This window comes from Bradyrhizobium sp. LjRoot220, assembly GCF_964252915.1.
In the GTDB taxonomy this organism is placed as follows: domain Bacteria; phylum Pseudomonadota; class Alphaproteobacteria; order Rhizobiales; family Xanthobacteraceae; genus Bradyrhizobium.
In genome coordinates, this window is the sequence record NZ_CAXUPS020000003.1 from 160,064 (window position 1) to 173,141 (window position 13,078).

The 13,078-nt window shown below is 64.6% G+C and carries 14 protein-coding genes; 10 read left to right on the plus strand and 4 right to left on the minus strand.

Going from position 1 to position 13,078, the window contains the following annotated elements:
- Positions 1-103 precede the first annotated feature (103 nt).
- From ACSQ84_RS14845 to ACSQ84_RS14855, 3 genes are all read right to left on the minus strand, one after another.
- Positions 104-1,033, minus strand: coding sequence for a DMT family transporter (locus tag ACSQ84_RS14845; RefSeq protein WP_436212430.1), 930 nt, complete (start codon positions 1,031-1,033; stop codon positions 104-106).
- 169 nt (positions 1,034-1,202) lie between these two features.
- Positions 1,203-1,601 carry a hypothetical protein gene (locus ACSQ84_RS14850; RefSeq protein ID WP_436212431.1) on the minus strand — a complete coding sequence of 133 codons (399 nt, stop codon included), beginning with the start codon at positions 1,599-1,601 and terminating at the stop codon, positions 1,203-1,205.
- Positions 1,602-1,609: 8 nt separating this feature from the next.
- Positions 1,610-2,659 carry a LysR family transcriptional regulator gene (locus ACSQ84_RS14855; RefSeq protein WP_436212432.1) on the minus strand — a complete coding sequence of 350 codons (1,050 nt, stop codon included), beginning with the start codon at positions 2,657-2,659 and terminating at the stop codon, positions 1,610-1,612.
- 197 nt (positions 2,660-2,856) lie between these two features.
- On the opposite strand from ACSQ84_RS14855, the gene ACSQ84_RS14860 reads away from it, so the two are divergent.
- Genes ACSQ84_RS14860 through ACSQ84_RS14875 form a run of 4 tightly spaced genes read left to right on the plus strand, consistent with a single transcriptional unit; the run spans position 2,857 to position 6,017 of the window.
- Positions 2,857-3,990 (plus strand): GNAT family N-acetyltransferase, encoded by a 1,134-nt coding sequence (locus ACSQ84_RS14860; protein ID WP_436212433.1) that lies wholly within the window; start codon positions 2,857-2,859, stop codon positions 3,988-3,990.
- Positions 3,987-4,592 (plus strand): isochorismatase family protein, encoded by a 606-nt coding sequence (locus ACSQ84_RS14865; protein ID WP_436212434.1) that lies wholly within the window; start codon positions 3,987-3,989, stop codon positions 4,590-4,592. Before ACSQ84_RS14860 ends, ACSQ84_RS14865 begins: the two co-directional genes overlap by 4 nt.
- Positions 4,585-4,800 (plus strand): hypothetical protein, encoded by a 216-nt coding sequence (locus tag ACSQ84_RS14870; protein ID WP_436212435.1) that lies wholly within the window; start codon positions 4,585-4,587, stop codon positions 4,798-4,800. The genes ACSQ84_RS14865 and ACSQ84_RS14870 overlap by 8 nt, the downstream gene beginning before the upstream one ends.
- Positions 4,801-4,817: 17 nt before the next feature.
- Positions 4,818-6,017, plus strand: coding sequence for an MFS transporter (locus tag ACSQ84_RS14875; RefSeq protein ID WP_436212436.1), 1,200 nt, complete (start codon positions 4,818-4,820; stop codon positions 6,015-6,017).
- A 133-nt stretch (positions 6,018-6,150) separates the two neighbouring features.
- On the opposite strand, the gene ybaK is transcribed toward ACSQ84_RS14875, so the two are convergent.
- Positions 6,151-6,624: a Cys-tRNA(Pro) deacylase gene (gene ybaK, locus ACSQ84_RS14880; protein ID WP_436212437.1), complete on the minus strand. Its 474-nt coding sequence runs from the start codon at positions 6,622-6,624 to the stop codon at positions 6,151-6,153.
- A gap of 274 nt (positions 6,625-6,898) precedes the next feature.
- Here ybaK and ACSQ84_RS14885 point away from each other — a divergent pair, with 274 nt between their 5' ends.
- From ACSQ84_RS14885 to ACSQ84_RS14910, 6 genes are all read left to right on the plus strand, one after another.
- Positions 6,899-8,191, plus strand: a complete 1,293-nt coding sequence (locus ACSQ84_RS14885) for an adenylosuccinate synthase (protein ID WP_436212438.1) — start codon at positions 6,899-6,901, stop codon at positions 8,189-8,191.
- A gap of 37 nt (positions 8,192-8,228) precedes the next feature.
- The gene (locus ACSQ84_RS14890; protein ID WP_436212439.1) at positions 8,229-9,812 is read left to right on the plus strand and encodes a hypothetical protein; all 1,584 of its coding nucleotides are present in this window, start codon (positions 8,229-8,231) and stop codon (positions 9,810-9,812) included.
- 79 nt (positions 9,813-9,891) lie between these two features.
- Positions 9,892-10,092, plus strand: coding sequence for a hypothetical protein (locus ACSQ84_RS14895; RefSeq protein ID WP_436212440.1), 201 nt, complete (start codon positions 9,892-9,894; stop codon positions 10,090-10,092).
- Between the two features lie 204 nt (positions 10,093-10,296).
- Complete coding sequence (locus ACSQ84_RS14900; protein WP_436212441.1) at positions 10,297-10,719, plus strand: DUF5413 family protein; 423 nt, start codon at positions 10,297-10,299, stop codon at positions 10,717-10,719.
- A gap of 72 nt (positions 10,720-10,791) precedes the next feature.
- A complete protein-coding gene (locus tag ACSQ84_RS14905; protein ID WP_436212442.1) occupies positions 10,792-11,535 on the plus strand; it encodes a Crp/Fnr family transcriptional regulator in 744 nt (247 codons plus the stop codon).
- A 231-nt stretch (positions 11,536-11,766) separates the two neighbouring features.
- The gene (locus ACSQ84_RS14910) at positions 11,767-13,077 is read left to right on the plus strand and encodes a M20 family metallopeptidase (protein ID WP_436212443.1); all 1,311 of its coding nucleotides are present in this window, start codon (positions 11,767-11,769) and stop codon (positions 13,075-13,077) included.
- Position 13,078: the final 1 nt, after the last annotated feature.

Consider the following 13,078-nt stretch of genomic DNA (forward strand, 5'->3'; position numbering starts at 1 on the left):
ACGCGAATGTCCGCTCAGGGGTCATTCGGCGGCATGTCGGAATTGCCTGCGTAAGTCTGTTTGACCCCGAAAACCGGACATCCCGTATGTGTGAGTACACGCGCTAGCTCGTTGCCGGCTTTCGCGACGCCACAAATACCCCGGTCAGGACCAGCGCGAATCCCAGGAAGTGGAACAGCTGCGGATGTTCGCCGAGGAACACGATCGACATCACGGTTCCGAACACCGGCACCACATGAAAGAACGGGGCGGCGCGGTTGGCGCCGATCAGCTGCACGCCGCGATTGAAGCAGAGATAGGCCAGCGTCGAGGGAAACAGCGCCACATAAAACAGCGTCAGCAGATTGGCGGTGTCGATCCGCATCAGCGGTTGCGTCGACAGCTCCCAGATGAACAGCGGAATCAGGCAGGCCGCGCCGGCGCCGAAGGTGAAGGCGACGAACGACAGGCCGTGGATGGCGGGGCGCTTTAGCGACAGCACCGAATAGAGCCCGAAGATCGCCAGCGCTACGGTGAAGATGAGGTCGCCTTTGTTGAACTCGATATTCCTGAGTGTGGTGAGGTCGCCGTGCAGCAGGATGACCAGCACGCCGGCCAGCGACACCGCGATTCCGCCGGCTTGCGCCCACGTCAAGCGCACGCCGAGCAGGATCAGCGACCAGCTGGCGACGAACAGCGGCCCCGCCGACTGCAGCAGCAGCGTGTTCAGCGCCTGGGTGTGTTCGAGCGCCCAATATTGCAGGGTGTTGAAGGCGCCGATGCCGGTGATCGACAGAAAGATCATGATGCCGAGACGACCGCGGATCGCGGGCCAGTCGTGCACCAGATGTTTCCAGGCAAACGGAAGAATAACGAGGAACGCGAGCGACCAGCGCAGGAACGACAGCGTCACCGGCGCGATGTGGCCGGCGGCGAGGCGGCCGACGATGGCGTTGCCGGCCCAGCACAGCGCGGTGATGCTGAGCAAGAGATAGGGCTGGTTGGCGATCCAGTTTGCTGGCCGCGCCGGCGCGTCGGGTTCGGTGGCAGGCATTCGCAAAGACAAGGCCCGGTTCATGACGCCGCGGCCCGCCCGGCGATTAAGCCGGGCCGGAGAGATCGCCCGGCCCGCGTCACAGACACCGATTTCAGATGTTCATCAATGGGGCAGATGCATCGCGACCATGCACGGAGGGCGTTAGCGCGCGGCGGTTCCGGGAGTGCTAGCCGGCTTCGTCGGGACCCGCGGCCTGCCGCTTGACGATCTGCTCGGCCAGCTGGATCAGCATTCGCTTGGTATTGTTGTCCTGCAGTTCGCGGAACACGCGGAGCAAACGCAGTTCGAGCAGCGCCTGCATCGTATCGGAATCGGCGTTGCCGGATTCCGGCTTTTGCGGCCTGGTCGCCGGCGACAGGCCCCGGAACAGATCGTGGGAAACGCCGAGTGCGTCCGCCACCAGCATCAGTCGGCCGACATCGACGCGACCCGATCCATTGCCGGTTTTCGGCGCCGGCTGGCCAGAAGCCCCGAGCACTTCCGCAAGATCGTCCTGCGAGAGCCCGAGCGCCAGCCATCGCGCCTTCACCAGTTGATCGATTTGCCCGTCGGTCGATTTGCTCATTGCCTCGCTCAGCCAGTCTTTGACCGTGATTCTTTCATGAAGCCAGCGAACAGATTCACCAGCGGCTCACCTTTGTAGGTTTTCTGCAAATCGTTGGGATGGACGAACTCATCGCGAAACCACGGATATTTGCGGCCGTCGAACGCGTGGATGGTCCAGTCGATCAATTGCTTGACGCGCGGAATCCGCTTCGCATCGGGATGATAGGTGAGCCAGATATCGAGCGGAAACTTGACGCCGAGGTCGAGCGGAATCAGGGGCCCGGCGATCGCCGCTATGTAGGTCGGCAACCAGCCGATGCCGGCGCCTTTGGAAACCGCCCAGACATGCGCGCTCGAGACGTTGTTGCGCATCGCGACAAAACCGAGCTGTTCGCGCACGGCATGTCGCTCGTACATCTCCTTGCCCTTGGTCTGTTCTGCGTCCTGAATCACCATGCGATGATTCTGCTGGAGGTCGTTCAGGTCTGTCGGCATGCCATAGATTTCGACATAAGACGGGCTGACGAATGGCATGATGTGAAGCCGGCCGATCTTCACCCGCTTCAGGTTGGGATTGCCGGGCTCCTCGAGTTGCACGGCGACATCGGCTTCGAGCCGCAGCACGTCCGCCGATCGCATCTCGCATTTCAGATCGACCAGCAGGCCGGAATAGACCCGCTGGAATTCGACCAGCCGGGGCGCCAGCCAGAAGGTGCCGAGCCCCTCGGTCACCGCAAGCCGGACCTCACCGGTGAGCGCCGGCGTCCCCCGGTTTAGCGCGCGGTCGAGCCCGAATGAGGCCTCTTCCATCCGCTTGGCGGCGTCCAGAACCGCCTCGCCTTCCGGCGTCAGCCTGATCCCGTCGACGTGGCGGGTCATCAGAGGCGTCTTGTAGGTATTCTCCAGGACTGAAATTCGTTTGCTGAGGAAATTGGCGGACATTTTCAGCTGCGCAGCCGCCGCCCGGAAACTCCCGGTTCGGGCGACCGCCAGGAAGATCCGGACCAGATCCCAGTTCGCCATTCGTCCCGGCACATGCGCGCCATTGTGCGCGCCCCTGCGCTCACCTGAGTGCATACAAATCGCCTCGTTTGTCGCCTTCTAATTTAAGGGAACAATATTTCTATTGTTGGCAGAAATCCAAGGTTTGCACAATCAAGAGATGATCAATGAACGCGCTCGACATCGATCTGATCAGAAAGTCCGCCCGGGAACACGCTCGCGCAGGCCGGGCCGCTGCCGCCAGCCGGTCCAACGCCCATTCTCTTGAGAGAATGACCAATCTTCAAGTGGCCAGACGCACGGTGATTTTCACCGTCGGCGCCGCCGGCATCGGCGCGCTGGTTGACCGGGCTCGCGCCGACATACCGGGATTAACCACGAATGAAATCCTCTGCGCTGCGGCGCGTCACAACCCCGATATTTTCTGGGCGATCGCGCGAAGCGATCGCTTCGACATCACCAATCCCGAGGGCGAGGGCTTTCTTGCGGTGCTGCCGTTGACCCATGAGGGCATGCGCCGGCTGCTCGATGGGCGGCTCAACACCAGGGATCCCGAGCTGTGCTACGTCGCGCGGCAATCGGAGCGTCCGGCCGGCATCTATGTCTGGGCGATCCATGCCAAGGGCACGCTGGCGGCGGCGATCCCGCTGGTGCTGCAGAAAATCTCCTCGCCGCTCTATCAGGGCGTCAACCTCTATTCGCGTCCCATCACCAAGGGCGGCCTGCGGGTGCTGGAGCCGCTCGGCTTCCAGCCGGGCGCTCGCTACCAGGAACTGTTCACGCCGCATCTGCAGATGTTCGACCGCTCGAGGGACCTGCCGCCGGTCAAGGCCGTGCCGCCCGAGCCGGTCACCGTCGAGGTCGTCCGCTCGATGGACGAGATGGCGCGCGTCATTGCGATCCGCGGCGCGGTCTACATGGGCGAACAGCGCTGCCCGTTCGAAGAGGAATTCGACGGCAACGATTTCTCCGCCACCCATCTGATCTGCCATAAGGATGGCGAGCCGGTCGGCTGCATGCGGATCCGCTATTTTGCGGAGTTCGCCAAGTTCGAACGACTGGCCGTCCGCAACGAAAGTCGCAACGCCGGACTGGCCGGCCAGATCGTGGACACCGCCATCGAGCTGTGCCGCAAGAAAGGCTACCGCGTGTTGTACGCGCACGCCCAGACCCGGCTGCTCGCTTTCTGGGAGCAACGTGGGTTCAAGCGCGCGCCGGGCCGCAAGTTCGTGTTTTCCGACTTTGACTATGTCGAGGTCAAACTCGAGACCGAGAAGCATCCGCAAAGTATCAGCCTCGACGACGATCCGTTCGTGCTCATTCGTCCCGAGGGCCGCTGGGACAGGCCGGGCATCCTCGAAAAATCCACGAGCCGGGGAACTTGCGAAGCGGCGGGCGTCCAATGAGTTCGGTCATCGATCTGCGAACCTATGTCGGCGCATCGCGCGGCCGCCTGCTGATCATGGTCGACCTGCAGGAGAAAAACTACGCCGCACTGGCCGGGGACGACGCGCCCGGCATCCAGCGGTCGCTGAACAACTGCATGGCCGCGATCCGGCATGCGCGCGAGTCCGCCATACCGATCGCGTTTACGCGGCAGGCCGAGGGTCGGGGCGATGGCCCGGGCCTGCTCGAATGCTCGAGCCAGTCGGCCTGGATTTCCGGTCTCGAGCCGCGGCGGTCGGATATGGTGTTCGAGCGCCAGCAGCCGTCCTGCTACAGCAATCAGCTGTTCGAGAGCGTGGTCGCGCAGGCCGGAAGTTTCGCCATTGCCGGTCTCGTCGCCGAGGAAACCTGCCTTGCGACGGCGATGGATGCCGCGCGCAGGGAGCATCGCGTCACCTTCCTGAGCGATGCATCGGTGAGCCGGTCGCGGCCCAATACCGACGCCGCTGCCGTCCACGTGCTCGCCACAAGGGCGATCGAACTTTTTGCCGACGTCGCCACCACCGGCCAATGGCTGGTCGCGACGTCGCAGCGACCTCTCAAAGGGCATCGCTATGGATGAGTTGAGTGCGCGTCGTTTGCGTAATGTGCTTCCGGTGCTGGTCGAACAACGCAACCTGCTGGTGGCCGGCGGCGTCTCCTTTGCCGGCCATCTGGTCGATCTCGCGATCATGCAATTACGCTTGACACTGCATGAGATTTCCGAGGACGAATTGTCCGAATTCTCCAACGTGCTCAGCGTTGGCGTGAACCGCAAATCGACGGATTGATCCCCAGGAGCAGCAGTATGACGGGACGCAGGTGGATCATCCTTGCGGCGTTGTTCGTGACGCGCGCGGCCATCGGATTCCAGTTTCAATCGATCGGATCGGCGGCCAATCTCCTGATGGCCGATCTTGGCATCGGCTACGTCGAAATCGGCATGCTGCTCGGCGCCTATTTGCTGCCCGGCGCCTTTGTCGCGTTTCCGACCGGATTGCTTGGTCGGCGCTTCAACGAAAAGATCCTCGGACTGGCCGGTCTGGTGCTGATGGCGGTTTCCGGCCTGGCGCTGAGCTATTCCGGCGATCTCGCCTTTGCGCTGGTGGCGCGCACGATCGGCGGGATCGGCGGGACGGTCGTGGGTCTGGTTGCGACCAAAATGGTGGCGGACTGGTTCGATGCCCGCGAGATCGTGCTGGCGATGTCGGTCTTGCAGATGAGCTGGCCGTTCGGCGCGATGATTGCGCTGCCGATCCAGGCCCTGATCGCGCAATCGTTCGGCTGGCACGGGGTGATGGTATCGGGCGCGGTCTGTTCGGCGGCGGCGTTCTGCGCTTTCGCGATGATTCCGCACGCCGCGCAGCCGGTCCAGGCGGAGGCCGCGGGCCGCGGCAGCCTGCCGGGCGCAGCGCTGCTGCCCGTCATGATCGCCGGCACGATCTGGGGCGCGATGAATCTCGCCGGCGTCCTGTTCTTCAGCTATGGGCCGCCGTTGATGGTGGCGCAGGGCTCCTCGCCGACGGTTGCGGCGTCACTCACCAGCCTCTCGATCTGGCTGACGATTGTTGCCATCCCAACCGGCGGTTATCTGGTTCACCGCGCTAACCGGCCGATCACCGCGATCATTGTCTGTGGCCTGATTGGCGCCGCGGCGCTGATGCTCTTTGTGCTGGATTTCCACCCAACGATCTCCTGCATGGTCTTCGGCATCTCCATCGGTCCGATGTCGGGCGCGATCATGTCGCTGCCGGCCAGGGTGCTCGAGCCGGCCGATCGCTCGGTGGGCTTCGGCCTGTTCTATACCTGCTTCTACGTCCTGATGGCGGCCGGGCCGACCGCCGCCGGAAGCCTGCAGGACGCCTGGGGAACGCCGTCGGCGGCGCTGGTCGCCAGCGCTGTGCTGCTGGCATCGATGGTGCCGCTGGTCCTGCTGTTCCTGATCGTGGCGAAGCGCTGCGATTTCGCGCAGCCGGACCCCGAAGCAAAACTGCGCGCCGCGTCGTAGAGCAAAATCAATCTCAGTCATGGCCGGGCTTGTCCCGGCCATCCACGTCTTCTTGCAAGCTCCGGCAAGGACGTCTAGCGCGAAGACGCGCTTCGCGCTCTTGCCTTGCATGACGAACGAGTGGATCAAATCCTCACAGCACCAGCACCGGCGCGATCGCGCCCAGCGCCTGCATCGCCTCGCCCGGATCGAGTTCGACCTGCAACCCGCGCTGGCCGCCATTGAGGAAGACGGTCGCGTGGCCGAGCGCCGCGGCTTCGATCGCGACCGGCACCCGCTTCTTCTGCCCGAACGGCGAGATGCCGCCGACATGATAGCCGGTGAGGCGTTCGGCCTCGGCCGGCCGCATCATCTTGGCGGCCTTGCCGCCGAACGCGATCGCGAGCTTCTTCATGCTGACTTCGGCATCCGAGGGCACCACGACGCAAACCGGCTTGCCGTCGACCTCGGCCATCAGCGTCTTCAACATCCGGTAGGGCTCGACGCCGAGCGCTTCGGCGGCCTGCAGGCCGATGCTTTCCGCGCCCGAATCATAGGCGTAGCTGTGCAGCGTGAATTTCACGCCGAGCTTTTCCAGCGCCTTGGTCGCCTGGGTGGTTTTAGACATTTGCCAGATTACTCCGTGTTCATCTCGCCGCCTTCGCGTCGCCACAAATTTTTGGGGGATATCAATGGGTTGTCCTCCTTTTTGACGACCCCCACAGCTGCCTTCTTGCTTGCCTAGACGGGCTGCTTCCTTTATCCGGTTGGGCTGCCTTGCATGCGAACGGCCGCCGGCCGTGATTTTGGCTGGGCACGCTAAAGCATGATCCGGAAAGTCGGGCAGTAATTTCCGGGGAGGTCATGCTGAAACCACTTGAGCCGCAGGGAAACCCTTAGAAATGGCCAATGTTGTCGTCGTCGGCGCCCAATGGGGCGACGAGGGGAAGGGCAAGATCGTCGACTGGTTGTCGGAGCAGGCCGATATCGTCGTGCGCTTCCAGGGCGGCCACAATGCCGGCCACACGCTGGTCATCAATGGCGAGACCTACAAGCTGGCGCTGCTGCCGTCGGGCGTGCTGCGGCCCTCGAAGCTCGCCGTGATCGGCAACGGCGTGGTGTTCGATCCCCAGGCCTTCCTCGACGAGGTCGGCCGGCTGAAGGGCCAGGGCGTCGCCATCAGCCCGGAGAATTTGCGGATTGCCGAAAACGTCACGCTGATTCTGCCCTTGCACCGCGAACTCGACGCGCTCCGGGAATCCACTAATGCGGGCACCGCGATCGGCACGACGCGCCGCGGCATCGGCCCGGCCTATGAAGACAAGGTCGGCCGCCGCGCCATCCGCCTGATGGATCTGGCCGATCTCGACACGCTGCCGCACAAGATCGACCGCCTGCTGGCGCACCACAACGCGCTGCGCCGCGGCCTCGGCCTGGAAGAGTTCGACGGCGGCGCCATCCTGAAGGAACTCAGCGCGGTCGCGCCGCAATTGTTGCCTTATGCCGAGACGGTGTGGCGGCTGCTCGATATCAAGCGCCGCGAAGGCAAGCGCATCCTGTTCGAGGGCGCGCAGGGCGCGCTGCTCGACGTCGACCACGGCACCTACCCCTACGTCACCTCGTCCAACACGGTGGCGGCGCAGGCGGCGACCGGCACCGGCCTTGGCCCGAGCGCGGTCGGCTACGTGCTCGGCATCTGCAAGGCCTATACGACCCGGGTCGGGCAGGGCCCGTTCCCGACCGAACAGGACAACGAGATCGGCCGCAAGATCGGCGAGCGCGGCCGTGAGTTCGGCACCAACACCGGCCGCCCGCGCCGCTGCGGCTGGTTCGACGCCGTGCTGGTGCGACAGACTGTCCGCACCTGCGGCATCACCGGGCTGGCGCTGACCAAGCTCGACATCCTCGACGGCTTCGATTCGATCGAGGTCTGTACCGGCTACATGCTGGACGGCAAGGAAATCGACCATCTGCCGGCCGGCGAGGGCGCCCAGGCCCGGGTGGTGCCGGTCTACGAGACGATCGAAGGCTGGAAGGAGCCGACCGCCAATGCCCGTTCCTGGGCAGATTTGCCGGCCCAGGCCATCAAATATGTCCGCCGGGTCGAGGAATTGGTGGGCTGTCCGATCGCCCTGCTTTCCACCAGCCCCGAACGCGAAGATACTATTCTCGTTCAAAACCCCTTTGAGGCTTAACGAGTTGTTACCCATAAGTCCGCATTGTTGAGTCGTTATGGCTGACTACTACCCGCTGATCGCCCGCGCCATTGCCGGACTGGACCCCAGTGCTCCCGGCGAGAGCCGTCGTGCGCTCTATGAGCGGGCCCGCTCGGCGCTGATCGCGCAGTTGCGCAGCGTTCAGCCGCCGCTCAGCGAGTCCGAAATCACCCGCGAGCGGCTGTCGCTGGAAGAGGCCGTCCGCAAGGTCGAGTCCGAGGCCGCCCAGCGCGCCCGCGACGCCTCGCGGCCCGGCGGGGCCGGGGCTGCGCGTGGCGGCGACGCCTTCCGCCGCGCCAATGCCCGCCCGCCGGAATCCGGCGCGGCAACAGCGCCAGCTCCCCGTCCACGTCCGGCCTCGCCGTCGCCCCCGCGCGACGGCGACCAGCAGCAGCGCCCGCCGCGCAATCTGCGGCCCGATGCGCCGCCCCCGCCACCACGGCCGCCGCAGCTGCCGATGCCGGAACCGGCGCTGCCGCCGACCCGTGAACGATCAGGCGCGGCGCGCCGCGGTCCCGATAATTCGGCGCCGCAGATGCCGCAGCCGCCGGGCATGCGCGGCTTCCGCGACATCGCCGCCGACGCCGACGATCTTGGCCGCGCCGCGGCGCAGGCCAGCCGCTCGGCGCGAAAGACCTATGCCAACGTGCCGTCGCCGACGCCGGAGTTCGACCGGCTCGAGCCGAGCATGGAGAACCGCGGCGCCGATCCGGAAGCGCCGTACTCCTATGACGAGTCGGTCGAGGAGGCCGACCGCTATTCGCAGGCCCCGCCGATGCAGCCGCCGCCGCGTTCGCGGCTGTCGCAGGATCGCGACCGCGAGCCGAAGAAGCCGCGCAGGGTCGGCGCGGCGTTTCCGTTCAAAAGCGCGATCGCGATCGGCGTCGTGCTGATTTTGGTCGGCGCCGGCATTCTGTGGGGCAAGCCGGCGGTGACCATCGTCTCCGGCTTGTTCAAGTCCTCGCCGGCCGTCGACGCGCCGAAGGATCCGTCCGCGCCGCAGTCCAAGCCGAAGATCCCCGATCGCGTCGGCCAGCCGTCGTCGGAGCAACTGGCGCCGGTGGCGCAGCGCGTCGTGCTGTATGACGAGGACCCGTCCGATCCCAAGGGCAAGCAATATGTCGGCTCGGTGATCTGGCGTATCGAACCGATCAAGGCGACCGGCAACCAGAAGCCGGACATCACCGTGCGCGCCGACATCGAGATTCCCGACCGCAAGTTCAAGATGACGATGTCGTTCCGCCGCAACACCGACACATCGCTGCCGGCCAGCCACACCGCGGAGCTCACCTTCATCCTGCCGCAGGATTTCTCCGGCGGCGGCGTCAGCAACGTGCCGGGCATCCTGATGAAATCCAACGAGCAGGCGCGCGGCACCCCGCTGGCGGGGCTCGCGGTGAAGGTCACCGACGGCTTCTTCCTGGTCGGCCTCTCCAACGTCGACGCCGACCGCGCCCGCAACCTGCAGCTCCTGAAGGAGCGTTCCTGGTTCGACGTGCCGCTGGTCTACGTCAACCAGCGCCGCGCCATCATCGCGATCGAAAAGGGCGCGCCGGGCGAGCGCGCGTTCAACGAGGCGTTCGCCGCCTGGGGCGAGTAGCGGGCGGCGGAGCGTGCTGGAAGCCGTCGCGCTGCGCGCGCATCAGGGAACTTTCAACGTCATCCAACGTTGATTGGTCATGGATTACGAAACCCAAGAGAACGTACAAAAGAAGCTGCCGCCCACGAAGGAAGAACGTGAGGCCAAGAAGGCGCGGGCGCGCGAGGATGCCGAAAAGGCGCTCGTTGCGCGCAAGCAGGCGGATGACGCTTTCCGCGCAAATTTCGAGCGGCTCAAGGCAGAACGGCTGGCCCGCGAAACTGCCGGGACGAATTCATAGCGCACTTGCTGCGCTTCGGTGGTGTCGTCACCAAGGGCGGATGTACCCCTCGTGACAGCGAAGGCCTCCAGCTTCGGCTCGGAGGCCTTTTGCGTTTGGGGCGGAATAATCGTGCCTGTTCGTCTGCAAGAAGATGGCATCATCCGCGCGTAATTTGCTTGCAACAACGGCCGCCTCGTCGAATAAATAGGGTGGAGGGCCTGCATGAAACGCTATCTGATCTTCGGAGCTATCGGCCCGTTCGTCGGCGGCCTGCTGATGCTGTTCGCGGTCACGGTGGCCTCTGGCTACTGGACCCAGACCGATTGGAGAGAGGTCGGGAAATTCTTCGGCACCTTCGCCAAGACGCTGCAATACAGCTATCTGTTCGGCGTCGTGCCGGCGCTGATGATCGGTGCCATCGATGACATCCTGTATCACGTGCGGCGCGTCCCGCCGTGGCTTCGGATGTGCATCGTTGGCGCGATCGGCTTCACGGTCACCGAACTGCTCTATGGCTCGCGCGGTCCGGACTCCGGTGTGATGCAGTTCATTCTCTACGGGCTGGTCGGTGGCGTGCCTGCGGTGTTGTCGTCGTGGCTGGCGCACAGATATGCCGACGAGCAGGCGCCGGTGCCATCGACGTAATCTGCCGGGGCGCGTGGATACCGATCAAAGCACGTTGCTGGGGCGAACGAATGCCTTGGTCCAGGGGATGCAATGTCAGATATCGGAGATAAGACCGCCGGTATTCTGCTGACCGAGGCTGACGGCGCGGTCACCCGCCAACAGAGTCTGATCGGCCGCCTGCCGTCGGCGGCGCGCGAGCGGGTCGAGCGCCATGGCAGGAAGCAATCCTACCTGCGCGGCGAGATATTGTTCCTTCAGGGCGATGTGCACGACGGAATCGTGATCATCGAGAGCGGCCTTGTCCGCAGCTACTACACCGCGCCTTCTGGGAAGGAGATCACGCTGGCCTACTGGTTGCCGGGCAACTTCGTCGGCGGGCCGGAAATCTTTGACGGCGGCGTTCACGTCTGGTCCGCCGTCGCGGCGAAGAACAGTACCGTCACGCATCTTCCGGGCGCGGGCCTGCGCGATCTGGCCCGCGACGTGCCGGATCTGGCGATCGAAATCATCGAGGCGCTCAGCTTCAAGGCGCGCTGCTATTCCTCGCTGGCGCAGATGCTAGGCACGCGCTCGCTGTCGCAACGTCTGGCGCAGGTTCTGCTTCATCTCGCCAATACCTATGGCTTTGACGAAGAGGCCGGCGACGGCGGCATCGTGATCGCAGCCGCCTTCACCCATGCCGAGATCGCAAACCTGATCGGTGCGACGCGGCAATGGGTCACCATTAGCCTCAACCGAATGCAGAAAGAGGGCGTGCTTCGGCAGAAGCGGGGCATGCTCGTGATCCAGCGTCTCGATCTGCTTTCCGCGGCGGCGTCCGCCGACGAAGACTAGATCGCTTTTCCGCGACGGCGCGTCCCACGTCAGCCGCAAGTGTCCGCTGCCCAGCGACCCCGCATCGGAACGCCGTAGGAAATTTTCTGACAGAGCGACGCGGTGGTGCCCCGGAGGCATTTTATGCTGGAATCAGAGGGGGCTACCGTCCGCCCAGCGCCTCGCATGTTGCATCGGCGCTGCTGGCACATGCCTTGCTCTTAGATCTGGTGAAGCAGCCAGGGGAGAGCCATGCAGACGACGGCAGATGTGATGGAGCAGGACGGCCTTTCCGAAATCGAGCGGCGGGTGCTCGATCGCATCACCGAAAAAGCCTGGCTCGATCTGACCTGCGAACTGGTTCCGGCCGGCCAACCGGAAGCCGAGAACCCGCTCGATCCGGACGAGGCCCCCGCGCGGGAAGAGGGCGCGGCAATCTTCATCGGGGGCAAGCTGCAGGAGATGGGGTTTGTGGTCACGTTCCCGACCAAGCGCGAGGGCCGGCCGAACGTCGTTGGAATCCTCGAAGGCGCTGGCGGCGGTCCGTCCCTGATCCTCAACGATCATCTCGACACCTACCCGGCAGGCGACTGGAACGCCTGGACGATGACCGGCGGCCATCCGTTCCGGCCGACCCGCCATGGTGACAGGCTTTACGCGCGAGGCACATCCGACACGCGGGGCAATCTTGCGTGCACGCTGCTGGCGGCGCGCGCCATCCGCGAAGCCGGCGTGAAGCTCCGCGGTACGCTCAAATGCGTCTACACCGCCGATGAAGAGAAGAACGGGCCCGACGGTTCGATCTTCCTGCTGGACGAATGTGGGCTCGATGCCGACTACACCATTGTCTGCGAGCCGACCGGCTGGACCAAACCGGATGGTCGATCGGGCATGGGCATTGCGGTCGCCAACGGCGGAAACTTCCTCGTCGAGATCGAAACAAGCGGCGTCAAAACCCACATTTGGCGCCCTGACACCGGGGTCAACGCCGTCGCCAAGATGGCGCGGCTGCTCACCGCGCTGGAGACCATGACGTTCAGCCATACGCCCGCGAGAATTGCGGGTGGTACGCGGCCGATGACGGCGCTGGTCCGGGTGCAGGGCGGCGTCAAACGGGAGATGCAGTTCACGCCCGACGTGGCCCGTGCGGTGATCGCAATCGTCGGCATCCTGCCCGGCATGACGCCTGACAGCGTGATGGCTGATGTGCAGGCCCAGATCGATGCAGAGACGGCCAGAGATCCGGAGCTCAAGGCGACAGCGCGGCCTTATCCCGGCGCGCTGTTCGTCGACGGCACACTGGAGCAGGACGAGAACATGAATCCCACCGCCTCGCTCGGGCGCGCCTACAAGCGGATTTACGGCGAAGCGCCGGCGATCTACCGCAAGAACGCCTTCAACGACACCATCCGGTTCGCGGAGCGGGGGCGTGCCGCCATCACCTTCGGTCCCGGCGAGGACGGTTGGCCGCCCGTCAACGAATACATTCACATCGGCAAGTCGGTCGCGGCGACGAAAATTCTCGCCCTCACGGTTCTCGACCTCATCGGTCCAGTCGCATGAC

What these genes read in the sequence shown, in the direction of transcription:
- ACSQ84_RS14845 (WP_436212430.1), bottom strand. Translation starts at nt 1,033, where the DNA reads ATGCCTGCCACCGAACCCGACGCGCCGGCGCGGCCAGCAAACTGGATC.
- ACSQ84_RS14875 (WP_436212436.1), top strand. Translation starts at nt 4,818, where the DNA reads ATGACGGGACGCAGGTGGATCATCCTTGCGGCGTTGTTCGTGACGCGC.
- ACSQ84_RS14885 (WP_436212438.1), top strand. Translation starts at nt 6,899, where the DNA reads ATGGCCAATGTTGTCGTCGTCGGCGCCCAATGGGGCGACGAGGGGAAG.
- ACSQ84_RS14870 (WP_436212435.1), top strand. Translation starts at nt 4,585, where the DNA reads ATGGATGAGTTGAGTGCGCGTCGTTTGCGTAATGTGCTTCCGGTGCTG.
- ACSQ84_RS14850 (WP_436212431.1), bottom strand. Translation starts at nt 1,601, where the DNA reads ATGAGCAAATCGACCGACGGGCAAATCGATCAACTGGTGAAGGCGCGA.
- ACSQ84_RS14910 (WP_436212443.1), top strand. Translation starts at nt 11,767, where the DNA reads ATGCAGACGACGGCAGATGTGATGGAGCAGGACGGCCTTTCCGAAATC.
- ACSQ84_RS14905 (WP_436212442.1), top strand. Translation starts at nt 10,792, where the DNA reads ATGTCAGATATCGGAGATAAGACCGCCGGTATTCTGCTGACCGAGGCT.
- ybaK (WP_436212437.1), bottom strand. Translation starts at nt 6,624, where the DNA reads ATGTCTAAAACCACCCAGGCGACCAAGGCGCTGGAAAAGCTCGGCGTG.
- ACSQ84_RS14855 (WP_436212432.1), bottom strand. Translation starts at nt 2,659, where the DNA reads ATGCACTCAGGTGAGCGCAGGGGCGCGCACAATGGCGCGCATGTGCCG.
- ACSQ84_RS14895 (WP_436212440.1), top strand. Translation starts at nt 9,892, where the DNA reads ATGGATTACGAAACCCAAGAGAACGTACAAAAGAAGCTGCCGCCCACG.
- ACSQ84_RS14890 (WP_436212439.1), top strand. Translation starts at nt 8,229, where the DNA reads ATGGCTGACTACTACCCGCTGATCGCCCGCGCCATTGCCGGACTGGAC.
- ACSQ84_RS14900 (WP_436212441.1), top strand. Translation starts at nt 10,297, where the DNA reads ATGAAACGCTATCTGATCTTCGGAGCTATCGGCCCGTTCGTCGGCGGC.
- ACSQ84_RS14865 (WP_436212434.1), top strand. Translation starts at nt 3,987, where the DNA reads ATGAGTTCGGTCATCGATCTGCGAACCTATGTCGGCGCATCGCGCGGC.
- ACSQ84_RS14860 (WP_436212433.1), top strand. Translation starts at nt 2,857, where the DNA reads ATGACCAATCTTCAAGTGGCCAGACGCACGGTGATTTTCACCGTCGGC.